Raw genomic sequence first — 18,165 nt, 5'->3', positions numbered from 1 at the left:
ACGCCGGGAAACGCGTGCCCGTGGGGCCGATGGGTAACGTTTCCCACGGGATGCTGCCAGACCCTAGAGAGCCCTCCGCGTGACGTCAAGATGCCGTACACGCTGCACAATTGTTACGGCGAGGCTTCCTCGAAGAGTGGCGCCCGGGTGTCATCAGCACTTACCGATCAGGACGATCCTCCGTACACTTTCCGCCAACGTTGCCCATGGACTCGGAGGAGCCTCTTGGAGCCGCCCGCATCACCCCGCCGCGTCACCATCGTCGACGTCGCCCGGCACGCCCAGGTGTCCACGACCGCGGTGTCCAAGGTGCTGCGCAACGCCTACGGGGCCAGCCCGGAGATGCGTGCCAAGGTGCGCCGTGCCATCGACGAGCTCGGCTACCGGCCCCTGGCGGCGGCGCGGGGGCTGCGCGGGCAGACGTACACGATCGGCGTGATGCTGCCCGACATCCGCAACCCCTTCTTCCCCGAGATCCTCGACGGCGTCACCGGCTGCCTGAGGGACACCGACTACCAGGTCCTGCTCGGACCTGGCTGCAACGGGGAGAAGGAGGAGGCCCGGGTCACCGAGGCCATGATCGACCGCGGCATGGACGGTCTCGTCCTGGTCGCCCCCGTCTCCTCGCGCGCCCGTCTCGAACACGTCGCTTCCATCGTCCCGACCGTCGTCGTCGGCCGCCACGGCCACTCCCCGGTCTACGACACCGTCGCCGACGACGACATGGCGGGCGCCGCCCTGGTCGTCGGCCACCTCGCCGCGCTCGGACACCGCCGGATCGCCCATATCGAGCACCATGAGACCGACCCGACCCGCATCGCCGAGATGCCCAACGCCCAGCGTGCCGACGGCTATCGGCAGGCGATGCGCGACCTCGGCCTGACCGGCGGGATCGACGTCGTCTCCACCAGCTACACCCAGCAGGGCGGATACGAGGGCGCGCAGCAACTGCTCGCACGCCCCGACCGGCCGACGGCCGTCTTCGCGGGCGCGGACATCGTCGCCATGGGCGTGCTGGAGGCGGTCGCCGAGGCAGGGCTGTCGGTGCCCGCCGACCTGTCGGCGGCCGGTTACGACAACACGACCTTCGCCGCGCTTGGCCCGATCTCCCTGACGAGCGTCGACCAAGCCGGCGCGGAGATGGGCCGCAACGCCGCGCGTCTGCTCCTGGAGAGGATCGCGGACCGCGGCAAGCCCTCGGTCCAGGTCAAGCTGTCCCCCACGCTGGTGGTGCGCCGCACCACGGCCTCACCGCCAAGGTAGGCCCCGGCGGCGTTCAACCGTTCGGTTGAACGGGACTTCCACCTTTCGTCGGCGTACCGATCCGCCCGGACGACGCGGCGTCCCGCTCCCCCGCACCACAATGGCGATCGCCCACGGCGCCCGGGTCCGCAAAGCCACCCCCCAGCAGAGAGGTCTCCTCAGCGTGTCCAGCTTCAGCAGACGACGTGTCCTCACCACCGGGGCGGGCGCCGCCCTCGGTCTCGGCGTGACAGCCGCCTCGGCCGCTTCCGCCCGGGCCGCCACGGCCACCGCCGCCCGGCACTCGGCCGGCCCGGAGGAGACCCGCACTCTCGACGAGCTCTACCGCGACGCTCTCCGCGAGGGCGGAAAGCTCGTCGTCTACGCCGGCGGCGACACACCGACCCAGCAGGACGGCACCAAGGCGGCCTTCAAGGCCCGCTTCCCGGACATCGACCTGACGCTGGTCGTCGACTACAGCAAGTACCACGACGTCCGCGTCGACAACCAGTTCGCCACCGACACTCTCGTCCCCGACGTCGTACAGCTGCAGACCCTCCAGGACTTCGACCGCTGGAAGCAGCAGGGCCGACTGCTCAACTACAAGCCCGCCGGGTTCTCGAAGCTGTACCCCGCGTTCCGGGACCCGCAGGGCGCCTGGGTCGCCGTCTCGGCGATCGCCTTCAGCTTCCTCTACGGCACCGCAGCTGTGGGCTCGGACGCGCCCCGTGACCCGCGCGACCTGGTGGACCCGAAGTGGAAGGGACAGATCGCCTCGTCCTACCCGCACGACGACGACGCCGTCCTCTACCTCTACTCGCTCTACGCCCAGAAGTACGGCTGGCAGTGGGTGGCCGAACTCGCCGCGCAGGACGTCCGGTTCGCCCGGGGCAGCAACTCACCGGGCGACGCCGTCTTCGCCGGGCAGAAGGCGATCGGCATCGGCACCGCGGGCTCGGCGGTCTCGTCGTCGTCCCCCGCCAAGTTCGTGATCGCCGACGGGCACCCGTTCATGGGCTGGGGTCAGCGCGCGGCCGTCCTCAAGCGGGCGAAGAACCCGACCGCGGCCAAGCTGTACCTCAACTGGCAGCTGTCCGTGGAATCGCAGAAGAACTCCTTCAACGGCTGGTCGGTGCGCACCGACATCACTCCCCCGAGCGGTCTGAAGCCGATCTGGGAGTACCCGAACGCGCACGTCGACGGCTTCCCGAAGTTCATGGCCGACCGCGCCGGGGTGGAGCGCTGGAAGCAGACCTTCGCCCTGTACTTCGGCGAGGTCAAGGGAGACCCCACGCCCGGCTGGCCCGGGCTGCACCCGGGAGCCTGACCAGCGGTGGGGCTGCCGGGAACCGCTCCCGTCCCGGCAGCCCCACAAGGCACAGCTCTTCACACGAGTCATACAGGTGCCGGATAGACTCACAGACCCCGACGGATCATCTCTCCAGGGGGTTTGCCGTGCCCGGCTTCTGCCGTACCTGCCCGTCAGCAGCCGTCCTCGGCAGGTGGTTCGCGCCGCGGCACCTGACGCACCTCGTCTTCTTCCTGGTCGTCGGTGCGGCGATGGTCCGGTTCGCCCGGCTGGACATCTGGCTGTGCTGGGACATCGTGACGGTCAGCACGCTGCTCGCCGTCACGTACGCCGCCGGACTGGCCCTGGGAGACAAACTGAACCTGCCTGCCCGACATGCCTGGATGACCGCCCTGCTCCTGCTCTGGGCCTACCTCGTGGTCCTCACACCGCCGCCGCTGACCGGCGCTTACGTGTGGTGCGCGGTACCGCTGGGCTGCGTGGCACTTCGCGCGCTCGGGGGCCGCACGGCCGCCGTCGCGGTGGGCGCCATCACGCTCCTGCTGGTCAGTCAACTCACGCGCAGCGCAGGGGGCTTCGACGCGGAGATGGTGCTGATCCCGGTGGCGGCCGTCTGGGGCACGGTGGCTCTGTACCAGGCACAGCAGCGGGACGCCACGGAGCGTCAGTATCTGGTGGAGGAGCTGCGCAGCACGCGTGATGTGCTGGCGCGGGAACAGCGTCGGGCCGGTGTGCTGGCGGAACGCGAACGCATCGCACGAGACCTGCACGACACGCTTGCCCAGGACCTCTCCGGCAGCCTGATGCTGCTGCAGGCGGCCGAACGGGACTGGGAGGAACGTCCAGACGTTGCCCGTGCCCGGCTGCGCGCGGTCACCGACGGCCTGGACGCTGGCCTGGCGGAGGCCCGGCGGATGATCCGCGACCTTACCCCCTCCGTCGTCGCCGAGGACGGTCTGGAAGGCGCTCTGAAGCTGCTGTGTCTGCGGGCACAGGAGGAGGGCACGGCGCTGGACGTACGCTTCTGTTCGGTGGGAGCCCACCGCCCCGGCTTGAGCGAGGAGGCGGCGGTCACGCTGTTCCGGGTGGCGCAGGGCGCGCTGGCAAACGTGCGTGAGCATGCGCGGGCGACGAGCCTGCTCGTCACGCTGCGCCAGGAATCCGACCGCGCCGAGCTGGAGGTGTGCGACGACGGCGTCGGCTTCGACCCCGCACATGTCAGCGGTGAGTGCTCCTCGGGCCGTGGTTTCGGCCTCTCGGCGGCCCGGGCGCGGCTTCGGGAGTACGGCGGTTGTCTGGCCGTCGACAGCGCCCCACGGCGCGGTACCCGGATCCGGGCCACGCTTCCGGTCCGTTCGGGGTCCGGTGCGCTCCGGCCCGAGAGCCCGACAGCTGCGCTCCGATGACGGCCCCACTGCGCCTGCTGATCGCCGACGACCACGCGGTCGTACGGGCGGGACTGCGCGCCCTGCTGGAGAGCGAGCCGGACCTTGAGGTGATCGCGGAGGCCTCCGAGGCCCAGGAGGCAGTGGGTCTCGCGGTGACCTTGGCACCCGACGTCGTACTGATGGACCTTCGCTTCGAGAGGGCAGCCGGGGGCCTCGGCATGTCCGACGGTGTCGAGGCGGTTCGCGCGCTGGCCGCCAAGGCTCCGGACCTGCCCGTGGTGATGCTGACCAGCTACTCGGGGCGCGCCGACGTGGTGCGGGCGTTGGAGGCCGGAGCGCGCGGCTACGTGCTCAAGGCAGGACCACCAGAGGATCTCTTCCGGGCAGTGCGCGGCGCCGCGGTGGGCGGTATGGGCCTCGCGCCCGAGATCGTCGGCGCTCTCGTCGGCCGAGTGGCCTGCACCGCACCGGAGTTGACGTACCGGGAGCGCGAAGTCCTCCGGCTGATGGCCGACGGCCAGAGCAACCGCGCCATCGCCGAGTCCCTGTTCCTGAGCGAGGCGACGATCAAGACGCACCTGGTGCGCATCTACCGGAAGCTCGGCGTCGACAACAGGGCGGCCGCGGTGTCCGTGGCGGTGCGGAAGGGTCTGCTGGGGCTCACATAGGGCAGCTTGAGGGGCCATACGGCCGGCCGGACTCGCCTGCTGTGCCGACGAGCCCGACACATGGACATGCGGGCGCGGACTGTCCTTTCGCCGGGTCAGTTGACGCGGACGATCTTCCAGAGCTGGTCGTCGACGCTGACATCGTTCCACTGGATGACGGACGCGCCGTTGGCGGTGGAGGACTGGGCCACGCCCGCCAGCAGGCCGCTGCCCACGTTGGCGAGCTTGTAGTAGCCGCCGCCCGCACTGGTCAGGGTCCACTTCTGGGAGTTGCCGCCGGAGGCGCTGTTCTGGACGACGGCCGCGCCGGCGGAGGTGGAGGAGTTGCTCACGTCGAGCTTCAGGTTGCTGTGGACGTTCTGCAGGGACCACGCGCCGCCGCTCCGGGACTGGAAGGTCCACAGCTGACAGTCACAGGCAGAATCCTGCCACTGGTCGGCCGCCGTGCCCGCGGTGGTCGAGGCGGCGGGGAGCTCCAGGTACTTGCCGCTGTTCTTGTTGACGAGTACGTACAACTCAGGAAAAGGCGATCGGTCGTCTAGCGGAGATCTACAACGAGAAGCGTTCCGTACGCAGATCTCTATCCAAAACAGAACGCATCCAGAAGTACGGGGCCATGCGTTTCGAGGAATACGCCATCGAGTGGAAATCTGGCCAGCGGGACCTGGGCCCAGCTTCGGTGCGTCACCTTGACTCATTGTTGCAGCAGCACCTCTTCCCCCTGTTGGGCAGTCGGCGTATGAGTACGTTTGACCATAAGGTCGTCGAGAGCTTCATCCAGGCCATGGGGCGAAACGGTGCCGGTCTGGCAACCCAGGCCAACGCATTCGACAAGCTCAAGGCAATCCTGCTCGACGCCCATCGACTTGGGCTGTTCCATGAGAGCCCTCTCGCCGGGGTGAAGGCCCCACTCTACGACCCCAAACGCGCAGTGATCCCGTCTCCCGGGCAACTACGCATGATGCGCACGGCTGGCAACGACCAATTCCGGCTGATCGCCGACTTGATGAGCGGCTGTGGCCTACGCAATGCTGAGGCAGCTGCAGTGAATCTCCGCAATATGGTGGCCGATGATGTCTACCGGGTCAGCGAGCAGGTGAACCAGACGACCGGCCGGTACGCGCCCCTGAAGCACCGCAAGTCCAACGAGTACCGCGACGTTCCACTGCCAGTCGTGATTAGGGAGACGATCGAGTGGTACGCCCAGAAGTACGGAACGTCAGATGGCTATCTACTGCGCCACCCGAGTGATCCCTCACGGCCGTTCCCGCATTACAGCCTCAGCAACCAATGGAGGCGGATCGAGGTTCAGGGACGGATTGACGTCCCCCAGGGGATGGTGCTTTACAGCCTTCGACACTTCTTCGCTTCCAACTGCTTGACTCAGGGGATCCCCATCACCGATGTCGCCGAGTGGATGGGGCACAGGAACATCGATGTCACCTTCAAGATCTACCGGCATCTCATGCCGGGATCGATCAGCTCAGCTGCCCAGGTCCTCAACCAGAACCTCGTCTAGGCAGCCTGACCACAGCCAGCACGAACAGGCGGTTGTCCCGGGCCTCCCCGAGTCCTGCGACTCACAACGAGGCGGGGGCAGCCTGGCACCTCCCTGCACGACGCGGCAGGCGAATCGGACGACCACTTCGGGCTGCCCGGGATAAACGAAGCACGATGCAACTGCGCCCCAGCAATTCGCGACGTCCTCTCCCCGGCCAAATCACCAGCGCCCTACGGCAACAGCGCGTTGGTAGTAATCCAGAGCCGAAAACTGCCGGTGCTTAGCGGCGAATGCCCCTCGATCTGACCACCGACCCGCAGGGCATCGCCCAACGGACCGTTGCTACACAGCTACCCCCACAGCGGCTCCTTGTTCCATAGCGCGAGCTCAAGCAGTCAGGCTCATGTTGAGGAGTTGTGCCGCGGAGCTGATCGATCCCGGCATGAGATGCCGGTAGATCTTGAAGGTCACGTCGATGCTCTTGTGGCCCATCCACTCGGCGACGTCCGTGATCGGAATGCCGTTCTTGAGACGGTTCGACGCGAAGAAGTGACGGTTCCCGTAGAGCACCATCCCCTCAGGAACGTCTACCGTGCCTGACGCCCGGATCCGCCGCCACTGATTGTCCATCGCGTAGTGCTGGTACGGCCGGCTGGGATCGGTTGCCTGGCGCAGAAGGCAGCCGTCGACCGTTCCGTGCCTCTCGGCATACCACTCGATCGTCTCCCTGACCCGGGCTGGCAGGGGAACGTCACGGTACTCCCCCGGCTTCCGGTGTTTGAGCGGTCCGTACTCCCTGGTGGCCATGATGACCTGTTCCCTGACCCGGTACACGTTGTCGGCCACGATGTTGCCGAGGTTCACCGCGGCCGCTTCACCGTTGCGCAGGCCGCAGCCGCTCATCAAGTCGACGATCAGCATGAACGCGTCGTCGCCGGCGGTACGTATCCCGCGCAACTGCTCCGGGGAGGGGATGACGGCGCGCGCGGGGTCGTACTGCGGCGCCTTGACTCCGGCCACGGGGTTCTCAGGGTAGATGCCGAGACGCTGGGCATCGAGGAGGATCGCGCGCAGTTTGTCGAAGGCGTTGGACTGGGTGGCCAGACCGACACCGTTACGTTCCATGGTGCGGATGAATCCGTCGACGACCTTGTGGTCGAAGGAGTTCATCCGTCGGCTGCCGAGTGCGGGGTAGAGATGGTGGTCCAGCAGCGAGTCGAGGTGCTTGACCGACTGGACAGCCAAATGCCGCTGGCCGGCCTTCCACTCCTCGGCGTAGTCCGCGAAGCGCATCGCCCCGTACTTCCGGATACGGTCCGCCTTCGGCTGCCCCTGCTTCGCCGTCCGCTTCTCCTTGTAGACCTCCGTCAAGCGCTCGATGGCCAAGTCCTTGTTGGCGAACCCGGACTCTTCCACTTGTTTGCCGGCGGCCGACCGGTACCGGACCGCGTAGGGGTGGGGGCACTTCGCCCATCGCGACTGCGGATGCCCGCACTCCTTGAAGAACGACCCCATCCCCCTGGGCAACGAACTCAGTGCCACGCCGAACCGACTCCCCACGACCGATGCTGACCTTTTGCTGACCAGCAGGGGTCTCAATCCCCGCTGAGCAGCAGGAACAGCGATGGGGTTCGATATGCGGTGGAACTTCGTCGGGCGTACGCAGGAGGATATCAAGCAGGCCCGCGAGGACTGGATGAGCGGGTCGCGATCTGGGGAAGTGAAGGGTTACGACGGGGCACCCCTTCCCGCTCCCGAACTACCGCAGACACCGCTGAAACCGCGGGGACGAGCACGCTGAACTGAACATTTTCCAGTCCGGCACCCGCATGGCCGGGCGGGGCGAAACATGCCCGCCCGGTTCGCTCAGACTGCATGAGCAAAGCCCCTTCTCATCACCCGTTCCACCCCACCTCAAAGTGCAGGTTTCGCCAACCGTGGTCGGCTTTGGCCGGACCGATGCTGACCCCATGCTGACTTTACTGACGAGTAGTCAAGTCCTTGCAGAAAGCTTCGCTCGCCCTACCTCCGTCCCCCTCGCTTCCGCGCTTCCGAGCTCGCGGCGCGAGGCGCCGCTGAGTCGCCCGTCCCTCGGCGATGGCAGATCCCCGCCCTCTCAGGAAGAAGACTCACCACACTCCCGGTTGTGGAGTCTCCACAAGGACGGCGCGTGGCACAGGTCTGGGAAGTCCCGATGTAGGCCTGGGATGTCCGTGCACCCGCGAACAGCGACGACTCCCCGGACGACGGCTCGGGAAGCCGCCGCGAGGAACAGCTCGTGGAGCCGCAACGTCGCTCTGGACCGGCGTCTGCCCGCCCTGGGCAACGTGCGAGGTCGGCCACTACTTGGCCCGGCTGATCCCCAGACAGAACTGCCCGATCCTCCCGTGGAGGGATCTGAATACGTGAACCGACTCAGTCCGCGAGTGCGCCAAACGCTCTGCTGGACTGTCAACGGGTACGCGGCGGGGCGGGGCAATTTGCCGGTGCGCCGTTTCCCTTGCGGCCGTGGTACTCGCGCACGGCGTAGATCAACCTGGAGCGCCTGCCGGGTCCGTAGCAGACCGTCCCGGCCATCGACACCCGGCCGGAGCCACGGCCCCGCACCCGCACCACCGGTGTGCGGCCGATGCGTCCCCAGGTCTTGGCCCGCGGCGGCGTCATCGACTGGTTCAGTCAGGATTTTCGTGAAGCGGTGACGGAGCGTCATGCGAGGAGGACTCGCTTGCGCAGGAGTGGCAGCGAGGCCCGTCCGTACATCTGTCGTTTGAGCATCTTGATCCGGTTGACGTGACCATCGACGGGGCCGCTGCTCCAAGGCGGAGTAAGACCGGCGATGACGGCGTCCAGGTCTCGTTCGAGTCCGTCGCTGAATGCATGCAGGTGCGGCAGGTCATCGGCACGGACGACGCGGATCCAGGCAGGCAGACAGGTGCCGGTACGGTCACAGATCATGCGGGCGAAGGACTCGACGTGGCCTCGGAGCGCGGGCATTTGCGAGCGGCGGGAGAGTACGTCGTCGAGTTGTTGTTCCTCTTCGGCTCGAAGGTGTCCGGGGTGCCGGGTGATCCAGCTGCAGAGGTCCTGGGGTTTAGGTGGAGGTGCGGGCGCTGTTTTCGCTCCGTCGCGCAACGACCGTAGGAAGCGGCGGACGGCTTGTGGTGTGCGGCCTGGGTAGCCCTGGGCCTGGATCTCGCGGAATTGGGCGGAGGCGTTTGTGCAGCCCTGGTTCCAGCGGCTGATCAGGTAGGGCCGCCAGGCGTCCAGCCGGGTCGTGCGGATGGCTTGATCGGTGAGGGCCTCGGGGTTCTCGCAGCGTGCGTAGCGGCGAGCGGTGTGGCGGGCCAGTCCGAGTCCGCCGGGGCCTACGCCACATCCGGCTCCGCCCCGACCCGATCGACGGCTGTCTCACCGGCACCGGACTCAGAGTCAGACTCACTCAACAGGAGACAACAACCCGAAGAGCTCAGTAACGGCCCTGCAGCGCACTGGACTTGTGTTCCGATGTGGTCCGGTACGAGGTAGGGGTCACCTGCCGCGGGCCCGTCCAGGTGACGGTGGTGAAAAGCAGGTCGTCTGCCTGTCCGCGCACCAGGTCCGACAACGCTCGGCAAGCGGCGGCGCCATGGATAGGTAGCGTGGGGCTGCGCCGGGTCGGAGGTGTCAGCCGCGGTGAACGGGCTCAGTCCAGGAGCGCGACAGCAATCGTCTCGGCCAGCTCCGCCGGCAGCGACAGAAACGCCGAGTGTCCCGCCGGAAGCTGATAGGACTTGCCGGACCGGGCCGCCAGTCCCTGCTGGAACTGCAGCGGAAGCGCGTTGTCCAGTTCGCAGACGATGTACCGTGACTCCACGTTCTTCCAGGCCGTGGCGGTCAGCGGCTCACTGAAGGACTTGATGCTCTGCGGCACCAACTGTTCCGCTGCCCAGGCGGCGTCCTCGTCGGTCACGCCGTTGTAGAAGTACTCACGGTGCTCGGGGTTCGGGGGCAGCGTGCCGGTCTCGCCGGACGGAAGGGCCCCGCCGGACTGGCTGGCCAGCGAGTCACCCTCCTCGAGCTGGAATGCCGCCAGGTAGATCAGGCGGGAAACGTTGTTGGCCTTGGCCGCAGCCTCGGTGGCGGGGATACCGCCGTAGGAGTGTGCGACGACCGCCACGGGCCCGTCGATCGCGGCGAGTTTCTCGCGGATCACCTTGGCATCGTCGTGCATCCCTGCCGGGTGCTCCGCCTCGGCCGAAGCGCTCGGAAGGTCCACGGTCGCGACGTCCCATCCTCGCGACTCGAGCTCAGGGATGAGCTTTCCCCAGCACCAGGCACCGTGCCAGGCTCCGTGAACCAGCAGGATGGTGGGCTGCCTGTAGGTGTCAGCAGACATGCGTCGTCCCCTCGGGTCATTATGTCTTGATGAATTACGTGGGTTCCTGAAATGGGCTCTGATGGTCGTCGTCCGGAAGGCGTCACGGAACAGATGACGCGCCCACACTAGTGGGGCACCCTTTCAGCACGTCTCACACTAGACAGCCATTCCGGCGAAGGACATGCTCAGGAGTCTGCGATATTTGTTTGCACGTTTCGGCCGTGATCAAGGAGACGTGTCGCGCGCTTCGCACAGTATCGAGTTGCTCAGGTCACATCCGACCGGCGATGCCGTCCCGATCGGTAAGCGAGGGAGTCCAGGGCGACGCCGGCATTTCCGGCGTCGCGCCCGCCGGGCGCTTTCATTCCGCGGTCATCCGTACGACGGATTTGCCCGCTGCCGGCGCCGACTGCCGGGCAATCATGTCAGGCACGTCCAAGAAGTCGTACACGTGACCCACCGGCGTACCGATCGCGCCTTCCTCCGCTAGGTCCGCCAGGCGGTCCCATACGACCGCCTCTGCCACCGCGCTGCCGGGGGTGGCGAGGACACCCACAGCCGAGTAGTTGCGCAGCAGCATGTCCATGGAGTTCAGCGCCACGGGCTCGCCACTCGCAAGACCGATGAGCACCATGCGCCCGTTGCGGGCGATCGCCTGCAGTGCAGTGAGCGCCGTGCCCCCGCCGACAGGGTCGAAGATGACATCCGCTCCATGGCCGCCGGTGAGCTCCGCGACACGCGCGGGCAGATCCTCGGTCCGATGATTCACAACCTGGTCGGCGCCATGGCGCCTGCAGAAGTCCAGCTTCTCCTGGCTCCCGGCGACAGCGATCACCGTCGCGCCCAGCGCCTTGCCGAGCTGTACGGCTGCGCCGCCGCTGCTGCCGGCAGCGCCGAGCACCAGCAGCACCTGGTCGGCTTCGAGGGGTGCGCGGTCGACCAGGCCGGCGTACGCCGTGCGGAAGGCGATCGGGAAGCCTCCGGCTTCTTCGGCGGTCATCCGCGCCGGGATCTTGATCGTGGATTCCTCGCGCAGGTACGTGTATTCGGCGTATCCGCCCCACCCGTCGAGGAAGCCGGTGATGCCGGTCACTTTATCGCCGACGGAGAACCGCGATCCCGGCGGGACCGCGACCACCTCCCCCGCCGCCTCCTCACCGAGGCCGAAGGGCGGATCTCCCAGCAGCGGAAAATGGCCTGCGGCCATCATGGCGTCGGGATATCCCGCACCGGCCGTCCGCACGCGAATCAAGACCTGGCCCGGCGCAGGCTCGGGCCAGGTCATCTGCTGTAGTTCGATGGAGTCGGCTGGTGCGCCGAACTTTACCAGTCGCCATGCACGACCAGAAATCATTTCGCGATCATCCCCTTTTTTTCATCCCGCCTGCATCAGCATCACATGACGCCGGTACCTTTTTCACCGATCGCTTACGTGAAGTCAAATGTCCGGACGCGCAGACATGAGAATCGGACGGGCGAGCATAACGAGGAGATTCACTTCCTCCACCCTTCTCACCCCGCGTGACATGCGTCTCACTCACGCGGGAATCACCATTTTCGCTCGTTAAGGCTTGTCCCGTAACTGATCTTCGAGTCGACGGAGCCAAGACTGCTCGGCCGGTGGCCGCCGCGCCTGTCCGGCGAGGTTGAGGTTGTGCAGCCGGGCGATGCCGAGCATGGCGTGGCGGACGCCGTCCCCCTTGAGCCGGCAGTCGCGGAGGATCTCCCAGGTCTTCATACGGGCGAAGGTGTGCTCGGCGCGGGCGCGGACTTGCTTGTGTGAGCGATTGTGCTCCTGTTTCCAGTCGGGGAGTTCTTCGCCGGCCCGGCGGCGGTGCGGCATCACCAGTCCGGTGCCGGGGTAGCCGCCGTCGGCGATCGTCATCGTCTTGCCGACGGCGGCTTTGGCCCCGGATTCCGCCCATGCCCTGCAGTCGTTCCGGTTGCCCGGAAGCGGCTGGCCGACCACGACGACCCGGCGGGTGTCGGCGTCGATGACAACCTGGTGGTTGGTGGAATAGCGATAGTTCTTGGACTGCTTGGCGATCGTGTGGTCACGGGTGGGCACCAACGGACCCCGACCAGATCACCGCCGCCCGGTCGCGGCGTGAGTGGGCACTCTTGGCCCGCGCCAATGCCAGCTCGCTGCGTCCGGCTGCGCTCGAAGGGGTACTGGCCGTCATCGACGCTGGGCCGGACACCGAACGGTTCGAGGTGCCCAAAGCCCGCTGCCAGTCGAGGCGACGCTGATGGCCGGCGTCGATGGCGGCGAGGAAGGCAGCGTAGGCGGCCCGGCGCACCTCACGCTGCGCGGTCAGCGTCTGCCGGGCCACGTCGAGTTGGGCATCGGCCTGCAACCGACCGGCCTCCCACGCGGCATCCGCCTGCCGGCGCCCCGCCTCCCAGGCCGCATCCGCCTGCCGGGCCGCCGCGTCGACCGTGCTCTGTGCCTGTCTCCGAGCGGCCGCCAGCGTGAACCACCCTGTGACCGCACCGCCCGCGAGCACACCGGCCACCGCCGAACCTGCAGCGATCCACGCAGTCATCACCGCATCCGACACGGGCCCCTGCCCTCCAGCCCTGCCCCACCAGTGCAGTGTGCCGGCCGCCGAGGACGCCCGCAGGCCGACAACCAACACACAGAGTCCTGTTGCCAGTTGCTGCTCTACTTCGTCGGACAGCGGCATGATGGGTTGACGGCCCGCCGGGATGCCGGGCGGGCGGGGCCGTTGCGTGGGCGGGCGCCCCCCGCAACGGTAGGAGTATGTGCACCGGTGGAGGCTGGACGGCTCGGGGGGACGGCTGCCTGAAGAACGTATGACGCGTGCTGCGGCCGGGCGTGAGCTACGCAGCAGGGCGTGCGGCGGAGACGATGCAGTCGATCGGCGTCATGGCTCTCGCCCCCTCGTCACGTCGGCCGTGCCGGCATCAGCCCGTGAGTCGACCCGGGGTTGATGTGGGTCTCCACCCAGTGGTTGACCCTGCTGCGGCCCGGAGGCGCGAGCGAGCGCTCAGCTCTCCTTCGAGCGGGCGTAGTGCCGGGACGCCTTGGCCCGGTTGCCGCAGGAAGCCATCGAGCACCACCGGCGGGTGCCGTTGCGTGAAGTGTCGAAAAAGTGCAGTACACACGTCTCATGAGCGCAGCCGCGGATGCGGTCGGGTGCCGTGCTGAGCAGGCTCAGATAGTTACGGACGGCCAGCCACGCCGGGCCCCACGAGGGGTCGTCGAACTCGGCCACCTCGCCCGGGCCTTCGGTGGTGAAGGTGACACGGATGCGGCCGTGAGCGAGTACGGCGTCGACGGACGGAGCACCCTTCTCGGACGGGCCGTCCACGATCGCGGCCAGGGCGTCGCGGGCCTGAAGGGTGTGCCTCAGGACCGCCGCGGCGGCTCCGAACCGGCCGTCCAGCCCGTTCGCCTCCAGCCACACGGAGAGGCCTTCGGTCCCGGTGAGCAGGTCTTCAGCCACCCCGTCCCGCTGCCAACGCGTGTTCAGCAGATCGAGGGCGAGTGGCTCACCGGTGAGGGGGCGGGGGTCGGCGGACATGGGGCAACTCCTTCCTTGCTAACCAGTCAAGAGTACGTGACCGGTTGACCCGGTCGCCACTAACCCTTAAAATCCCTTTCAATAGTTACATCGATCCTGAAGGAGCCGCCATGTCAGCCACCATCCTGCGCACGGGCCACGTCGGCCTGAACGTCACCGATCTCGATCGCTCACTCGCCTTCTACCAGGAAGTTCTCGGCTTCGTGGTGCTCGCCCGGGGCTCGGAGGACGAGCGGCAGTACGCCTTCCTCGGCAACGGTGACGGCGACGCCCCGGTCCTTACCCTCTGGCAGCAGGCGGCGCAGCCGTTCGAGGGCACATACGCCGGACTGCACCATCTCGCGTTGACCGCCGACTCCGTCGAGCGGCTCGAGGCGTACCGGTCCGCTCTGCGCGCACACGGCGTCACTTTCGCCCACGACGGAGTGGTGGCCCACAGCGAGGGCGCCGACTCCGGTGGCCTGTTCTTCCACGACCCGGACGGCACCCGTCTGGAGATCTCCGTCAGCCAGGGAGTCAAGGGTGCACCCGCCCCGCACGAGTCCTCCCCCACCTGCGGATTCTTCTAGTTCCCCCCGGATCCCACAGGGGTCCGGGCGCCCCCATGGCACCCGACGCCCGAGCCGAATGAAGGGCTGTGATCATGAGCGTTTACCACGAGGGTTCGCTCGCGCTGCAGGAACAGTCAGGCCTGCGTGAGGCAGCCGACCATGTCGGTCGCGCGATCGGCGACGGCATCAAACCGGTGGCCGCGGCCTTCCTGGAACTCCAGCCCCTGCTGATCGTCGGCGCGGCGGACCCGGGGACCGGTCGGGTCTGGGCGTCGCCGCTGAGCGGTCGGCCGGGCTTCGTGCGCACCACCGGCCCACGGCAGATCTCGGTCACGGGCGGTGTCCTTCCTTGCGATCCGCTGGCGCCCGTGCTCGCCCGCCAGGACACGGCGGTCGCCACCCTTGCCCTCGATCCCCGCAGCCGCCGCCGGATGCGTCTGAACGGCAGATCGCAGCCCACCGACCGGGGCCTCACGATCGCGGCGGAGAGGGTGTTCGCCAACTGCCCCAAGTACATCCAGCGGCGCGAAGAGTACCGGTGGGATCCGGACGCCCGGCCCGGTCCATCCGTCCACGGCCGCGAACTCACCGACCGGCAGGCGGCGTTCGTCGCCGCCTCGGACACCTTCTTCCTCGCAACGACGGGCCCCTCCGGAGCCGAGGCCAGCCACCGTGGCGGCAATCCGGGATTCGTCCGGCCCGTTTCGTCCACCGAACTGACCTGGCCCGACTATCCCGGCAATGCCATGTTCCTCAGCCTCGGCAACCTCGCCATGGACCCGCATGCCGGACTGCTCTTCCTCGACTGGACGGACGGCACGGCTCTCCAGCTCACCGGCCGGGCCCGGACCGAGTCCGCGGCCGACGGCGCCCGCCGGGTCCGTTTCACCGTGACCCACACCGTCGAGACCCCCGCCGCCGTGCCGCTGCGCTGGGCTGAACCGGAATTCTCCCCCGCCAATCCCGCCCCTTTGACGTGACGTGCTTGTGCGTGGGAGGAGCCGACGAGGCCTACGCCGCCCCCGTGTGCGAGGGGGCCTGGCGGCCACGCGATCGCGGGACGCAGGAAAGACGTAGCATTCGGCCTGACCCAGGAAGGGGCCGCCATGGCAGCGAGGTTCCGCGGAGCCACACACGAAGACAGGATCCTCCCCTGCGCAGTGGAGGCGATCTCCGCGGCCACCCATACCGATGCCTGCTAGCTCGTCCACGGCGACATTGCGGCAGCTCGAGTATCTCGTCGCAGTCGTCGACAACGGCTCCTTCACCCAGGCGGCCAAGCAGCTTCACGTCACTCAGCCCGGCCTGTCGCATCAATTGCGGACGTTGGAGCGCTCCCTCGGCGGTCCCCTCCTCGAGCGCCTGCCGCGATCGGTGGCCGTCACTCCCCTGGGGCGGGCCATCCTGCCCCATGCGCGCGCCGCTCTTGCCGAGGCCGAGCGCATCCACCGGGCTGCTCGCCGTGCCATGGGACTGGACGAAGGCGAGCTCGCGGTGGCCGTCGTCTACTCCGTGAGTCTCGGCCTCCTGCCCACCGTCCTGCAAGCATGGCGCCGTCAGCACCCCGGCGTGCGGGTGCTGCTGCACGAATACCCGCACACCGAACAGCTGACGGCCGCGATGGCCGCCGGCGGCGCCGACCTCGCCATCGGACCTTCGCCTGCTGACTGGGAAGGTCCACAGCACGATCTCGGCACAGAGGAATTCGCCGTCGTACTGCCCAGCGACGACCCGCTGGCAGGCGTTCCCGCCCGGTCCGTCGCCCTCACCTCGCTCGCCGACCGGGACTGGGTCCACTACGCACCGCACAACGGCCTGGCCGCCCTCGTCGACGACGTCTGCGCGCAGGCAGGCTTCACCCCACGAGCGGCGGTCCGGGCGCAACAGACCTCAGCCGCACCGCTTTTGGCAGCCGCCGGCCTCGGTCCGGCTCTGGTGCCCGCGGACATCCTCCCGCGGCACTTCGAGGGTGCTGTGCTCCGCCCCGACCCGCCGATCCGTCGCAGGCTCACCGCCTACACCCGCACCAGTCCCGACCCGCTCACGACCGCCTTCGCCGACTTCCTCGTGCGGCACGCGCGCCTGCATCCCGCGGGGTTCCCCGATCCGGAGGCACCGGGCGATCCCCGGGACCCGTTGCGAGGGCCCTCGTGAACCACCCCAGCAGGTCCCGCAGGTCGGGAGTGCTGCCGGACACACCAAAGACGGCGACAGCTGCGCCCTGACCGACACCGGCCGCCCCCAGGACCACCACAGCGGATCGGCCGAACGACTGCGCTCCGGGTACGGCACACCTGTCCTGATGGCCACTGCGCCTGTCTCCTGCCGAACCATGGCGCCCTCGTCACGGGAGACGCCCTCGTGACCGGTCACCCCACCTCCCGGCTGTCCGGCCCTCAACCGCTGACCCACATGTTCCACGGCGACCGTATGCGGGCGCTCGACGCGCTGGGCACGCCCGAACATGTCGACGGGGACGTCATCGCACCGGGTCACGGCCCGCTTCATCGGCATCGTTCGGGCTCGTGCCAAGGCGTGGGGCGCGGCGAAGGTGTGCCGGGAGTCGCCGATCGGACCGAGGCCTCATCGGTGGCATAAAGATTCTTCATGCCACGGATGAGAAGCAGTCCTTGGACTCAAGGAGCGCAGACCCGGAGGCTACAAGGGTGGCCGACGCACCGAACGCGTCAGCCTGTCACCCGCGAAGGAGCCCCTCGTGTCTGTCACGCCCGCTGTCCAAGCCCTGCAAGGTCGACGACTGGTCATCGTCGGTGCCGGTTCGCACACCGGCCGGGAGCTGGCTCGGGCAGCCTCTGCCGCGGGGGCCGAACTGATCCTCGCCGGCCCGGACCCGAAGAAGGTCGAGCGCACCGCGCAGGACCTGAGCGGACCGTCGGAGGTGGTCTCGCTCGACATCACCGACGAGGACTCGATCGCCATGCTCGCGAAGCGCGTCGGCAGTTTCGATCATCTGGTGTCCACTGCCGCGATACCGGCCAACGGGCCGCTCGCCGAACTCGACCTCGCGGCCGTCCACCGTGCCTTCGCAGCCAAGGTGACCGGCCCGCTGATGCTGGCCAAGCACCTGGTGGGACAGGTGCGGGAGAACGGCTCGTTCACCTTCTTCTCCGGCGTCGCCGCATGGCGGCCCACGCCTGCGCGCACCGTGATGGCCACGACCAACGGCGCGCTGGCGTTCCTGGTGGAGGCTCTCGCCGTCGAGATCGCCCCCGTGCGGGTGAATGCCGTATCACCTGGCATCGTCGACTCGGGCGCCTGGGACCGACTCGGCGACGGCAAGCAGGAATTCCTTCGCGGGGTGGCCGAGCGCAACCCGGCCCGCCGCGTCGGTGCTGTCGACGACCTGGTACAGGCAGTGCTCTTCACCATGAGCAACCCGTTCGTCACCGGCACGGTGCTGCATGTCGACGGCGGTGGCCGTCTCGTCTGAGGCGACCGGCATTCCACCCTGCATGCGCCGAAAGCAGCGACACCCCGGTCCACGGAAGGAGCCGATCGGTGATGGCCACCGAGTCCAGCGCAGCATCCGGCCCCCTCCCGGGCCAGCCGTCGCCGGTCCACCCGACCCGCCCTGGCCTGC

At 68.1% G+C, this 18,165-nt stretch carries 16 protein-coding genes and 2 pseudogenes; 10 read left to right on the top strand and 8 right to left on the bottom strand.

Features of this window, described 5'->3' with window-relative positions:
• Window positions 1-225 precede the first annotated feature (225 nt).
• The 4 genes from AB0472_RS19970 to AB0472_RS19955 all read left to right on the top strand — a co-directional run bounded on the left by AB0472_RS19970 (window position 226) and on the right by AB0472_RS19955 (window position 4,607).
• Window positions 226-1,263, top strand: a complete 1,038-nt coding sequence (locus AB0472_RS19970) for a LacI family DNA-binding transcriptional regulator (protein WP_366357789.1) — start codon at window positions 226-228, stop codon at window positions 1,261-1,263.
• A 163-nt stretch (window positions 1,264-1,426) separates the two neighbouring features.
• Entirely contained in the window at window positions 1,427-2,569 is a 1,143-nt protein-coding gene (locus tag AB0472_RS19965) for an extracellular solute-binding protein (RefSeq protein WP_366357788.1), read from the top strand.
• 128 nt (window positions 2,570-2,697) lie between these two features.
• A complete protein-coding gene (locus tag AB0472_RS19960; protein ID WP_366357787.1) occupies window positions 2,698-3,957 on the top strand; it encodes a sensor histidine kinase in 1,260 nt (419 codons plus the stop codon).
• Window positions 3,954-4,607 (top strand): response regulator transcription factor, encoded by a 654-nt coding sequence (locus AB0472_RS19955; RefSeq protein ID WP_366357786.1) that lies wholly within the window; start codon window positions 3,954-3,956, stop codon window positions 4,605-4,607. Before AB0472_RS19960 ends, AB0472_RS19955 begins: the two co-directional genes overlap by 4 nt.
• 95 nt (window positions 4,608-4,702) lie before the next feature.
• Here AB0472_RS19955 and AB0472_RS19950 read toward each other — a convergent pair whose 3' ends face one another.
• On the bottom strand, window positions 4,703-5,122 hold the full coding sequence (locus AB0472_RS19950; RefSeq protein ID WP_366357785.1) for an RICIN domain-containing protein: 420 nt from the start codon (window positions 5,120-5,122) through the stop codon (window positions 4,703-4,705).
• A gap of 101 nt (window positions 5,123-5,223) precedes the next feature.
• On the opposite strand from AB0472_RS19950, the gene AB0472_RS19945 reads away from it, so the two are divergent.
• Window positions 5,224-6,126: a tyrosine-type recombinase/integrase gene (locus AB0472_RS19945; protein WP_366357784.1), complete on the top strand. Its 903-nt coding sequence runs from the start codon at window positions 5,224-5,226 to the stop codon at window positions 6,124-6,126.
• A gap of 369 nt (window positions 6,127-6,495) precedes the next feature.
• On the opposite strand, the gene AB0472_RS19940 is transcribed toward AB0472_RS19945, so the two are convergent.
• Window positions 6,496-7,668: a site-specific integrase gene (locus AB0472_RS19940; protein WP_366357783.1), complete on the bottom strand. Its 1,173-nt coding sequence runs from the start codon at window positions 7,666-7,668 to the stop codon at window positions 6,496-6,498.
• A gap of 82 nt (window positions 7,669-7,750) precedes the next feature.
• On the opposite strand from AB0472_RS19940, the pseudogene AB0472_RS19935 reads away from it, so the two are divergent.
• Window positions 7,751-7,909 (top strand): annotated as a pseudogene (locus AB0472_RS19935) (pirin family protein); the annotation flags it as partial.
• A gap of 905 nt (window positions 7,910-8,814) precedes the next feature.
• Here the strand turns inward: AB0472_RS19935 and AB0472_RS19930 are convergent.
• The 6 genes and pseudogenes from AB0472_RS19930 to AB0472_RS19905 form a co-directional block, all read right to left on the bottom strand.
• Window positions 8,815-9,240: a transposase gene (locus tag AB0472_RS19930; RefSeq protein WP_366357782.1), complete on the bottom strand. Its 426-nt coding sequence runs from the start codon at window positions 9,238-9,240 to the stop codon at window positions 8,815-8,817.
• 550 nt (window positions 9,241-9,790) lie between these two features.
• The gene (locus AB0472_RS19925) at window positions 9,791-10,483 is read right to left on the bottom strand and encodes an alpha/beta hydrolase (protein WP_366357781.1); all 693 of its coding nucleotides are present in this window, start codon (window positions 10,481-10,483) and stop codon (window positions 9,791-9,793) included.
• A 343-nt stretch (window positions 10,484-10,826) separates the two neighbouring features.
• On the bottom strand, window positions 10,827-11,819 hold the full coding sequence (locus AB0472_RS19920) for an NADPH:quinone oxidoreductase family protein (RefSeq protein WP_366357780.1): 993 nt from the start codon (window positions 11,817-11,819) through the stop codon (window positions 10,827-10,829).
• A gap of 282 nt (window positions 11,820-12,101) precedes the next feature.
• A pseudogene (locus AB0472_RS19915) lies at window positions 12,102-12,536 on the bottom strand (transposase family protein); the annotation flags it as partial.
• Complete coding sequence (locus AB0472_RS19910) at window positions 12,520-13,152, bottom strand: hypothetical protein (protein ID WP_366357779.1); 633 nt, start codon at window positions 13,150-13,152, stop codon at window positions 12,520-12,522. The gene AB0472_RS19910 and the pseudogene AB0472_RS19915, both read right to left, overlap by 17 nt.
• A 324-nt stretch (window positions 13,153-13,476) precedes the next feature.
• Window positions 13,477-14,013: a CGNR zinc finger domain-containing protein gene (locus tag AB0472_RS19905; RefSeq protein WP_366357778.1), complete on the bottom strand. Its 537-nt coding sequence runs from the start codon at window positions 14,011-14,013 to the stop codon at window positions 13,477-13,479.
• Window positions 14,014-14,123: 110 nt separating this feature from the next.
• Here AB0472_RS19905 and AB0472_RS19900 point away from each other — a divergent pair, with 110 nt between their 5' ends.
• From AB0472_RS19900 to AB0472_RS19885, 4 genes are all read left to right on the top strand, one after another.
• Window positions 14,124-14,582, top strand: coding sequence for a VOC family protein (locus AB0472_RS19900; protein ID WP_366357777.1), 459 nt, complete (start codon window positions 14,124-14,126; stop codon window positions 14,580-14,582).
• 74 nt (window positions 14,583-14,656) lie between these two features.
• Window positions 14,657-15,544, top strand: a complete 888-nt coding sequence (locus tag AB0472_RS19895; RefSeq protein ID WP_366357776.1) for a pyridoxamine 5'-phosphate oxidase family protein — start codon at window positions 14,657-14,659, stop codon at window positions 15,542-15,544.
• Between the two features lie 238 nt (window positions 15,545-15,782).
• Window positions 15,783-16,718, top strand: a complete 936-nt coding sequence (locus AB0472_RS19890; RefSeq protein WP_366357775.1) for a LysR family transcriptional regulator — start codon at window positions 15,783-15,785, stop codon at window positions 16,716-16,718.
• A gap of 562 nt (window positions 16,719-17,280) precedes the next feature.
• The gene (locus AB0472_RS19885; RefSeq protein ID WP_366357774.1) at window positions 17,281-18,015 is read left to right on the top strand and encodes an SDR family oxidoreductase; all 735 of its coding nucleotides are present in this window, start codon (window positions 17,281-17,283) and stop codon (window positions 18,013-18,015) included.
• Window positions 18,016-18,165 lie beyond the last annotated feature (150 nt).

This window comes from Streptomyces sp. NPDC086777 (genome assembly GCF_040702065.1).
In the GTDB taxonomy this organism is placed as follows: Bacteria; Actinomycetota; Actinomycetes; order Streptomycetales; family Streptomycetaceae; genus Streptomyces.
Note: the sequence above shows the minus strand (reverse complement) of the source record. Positions and strands in the feature narration are given on the sequence as shown.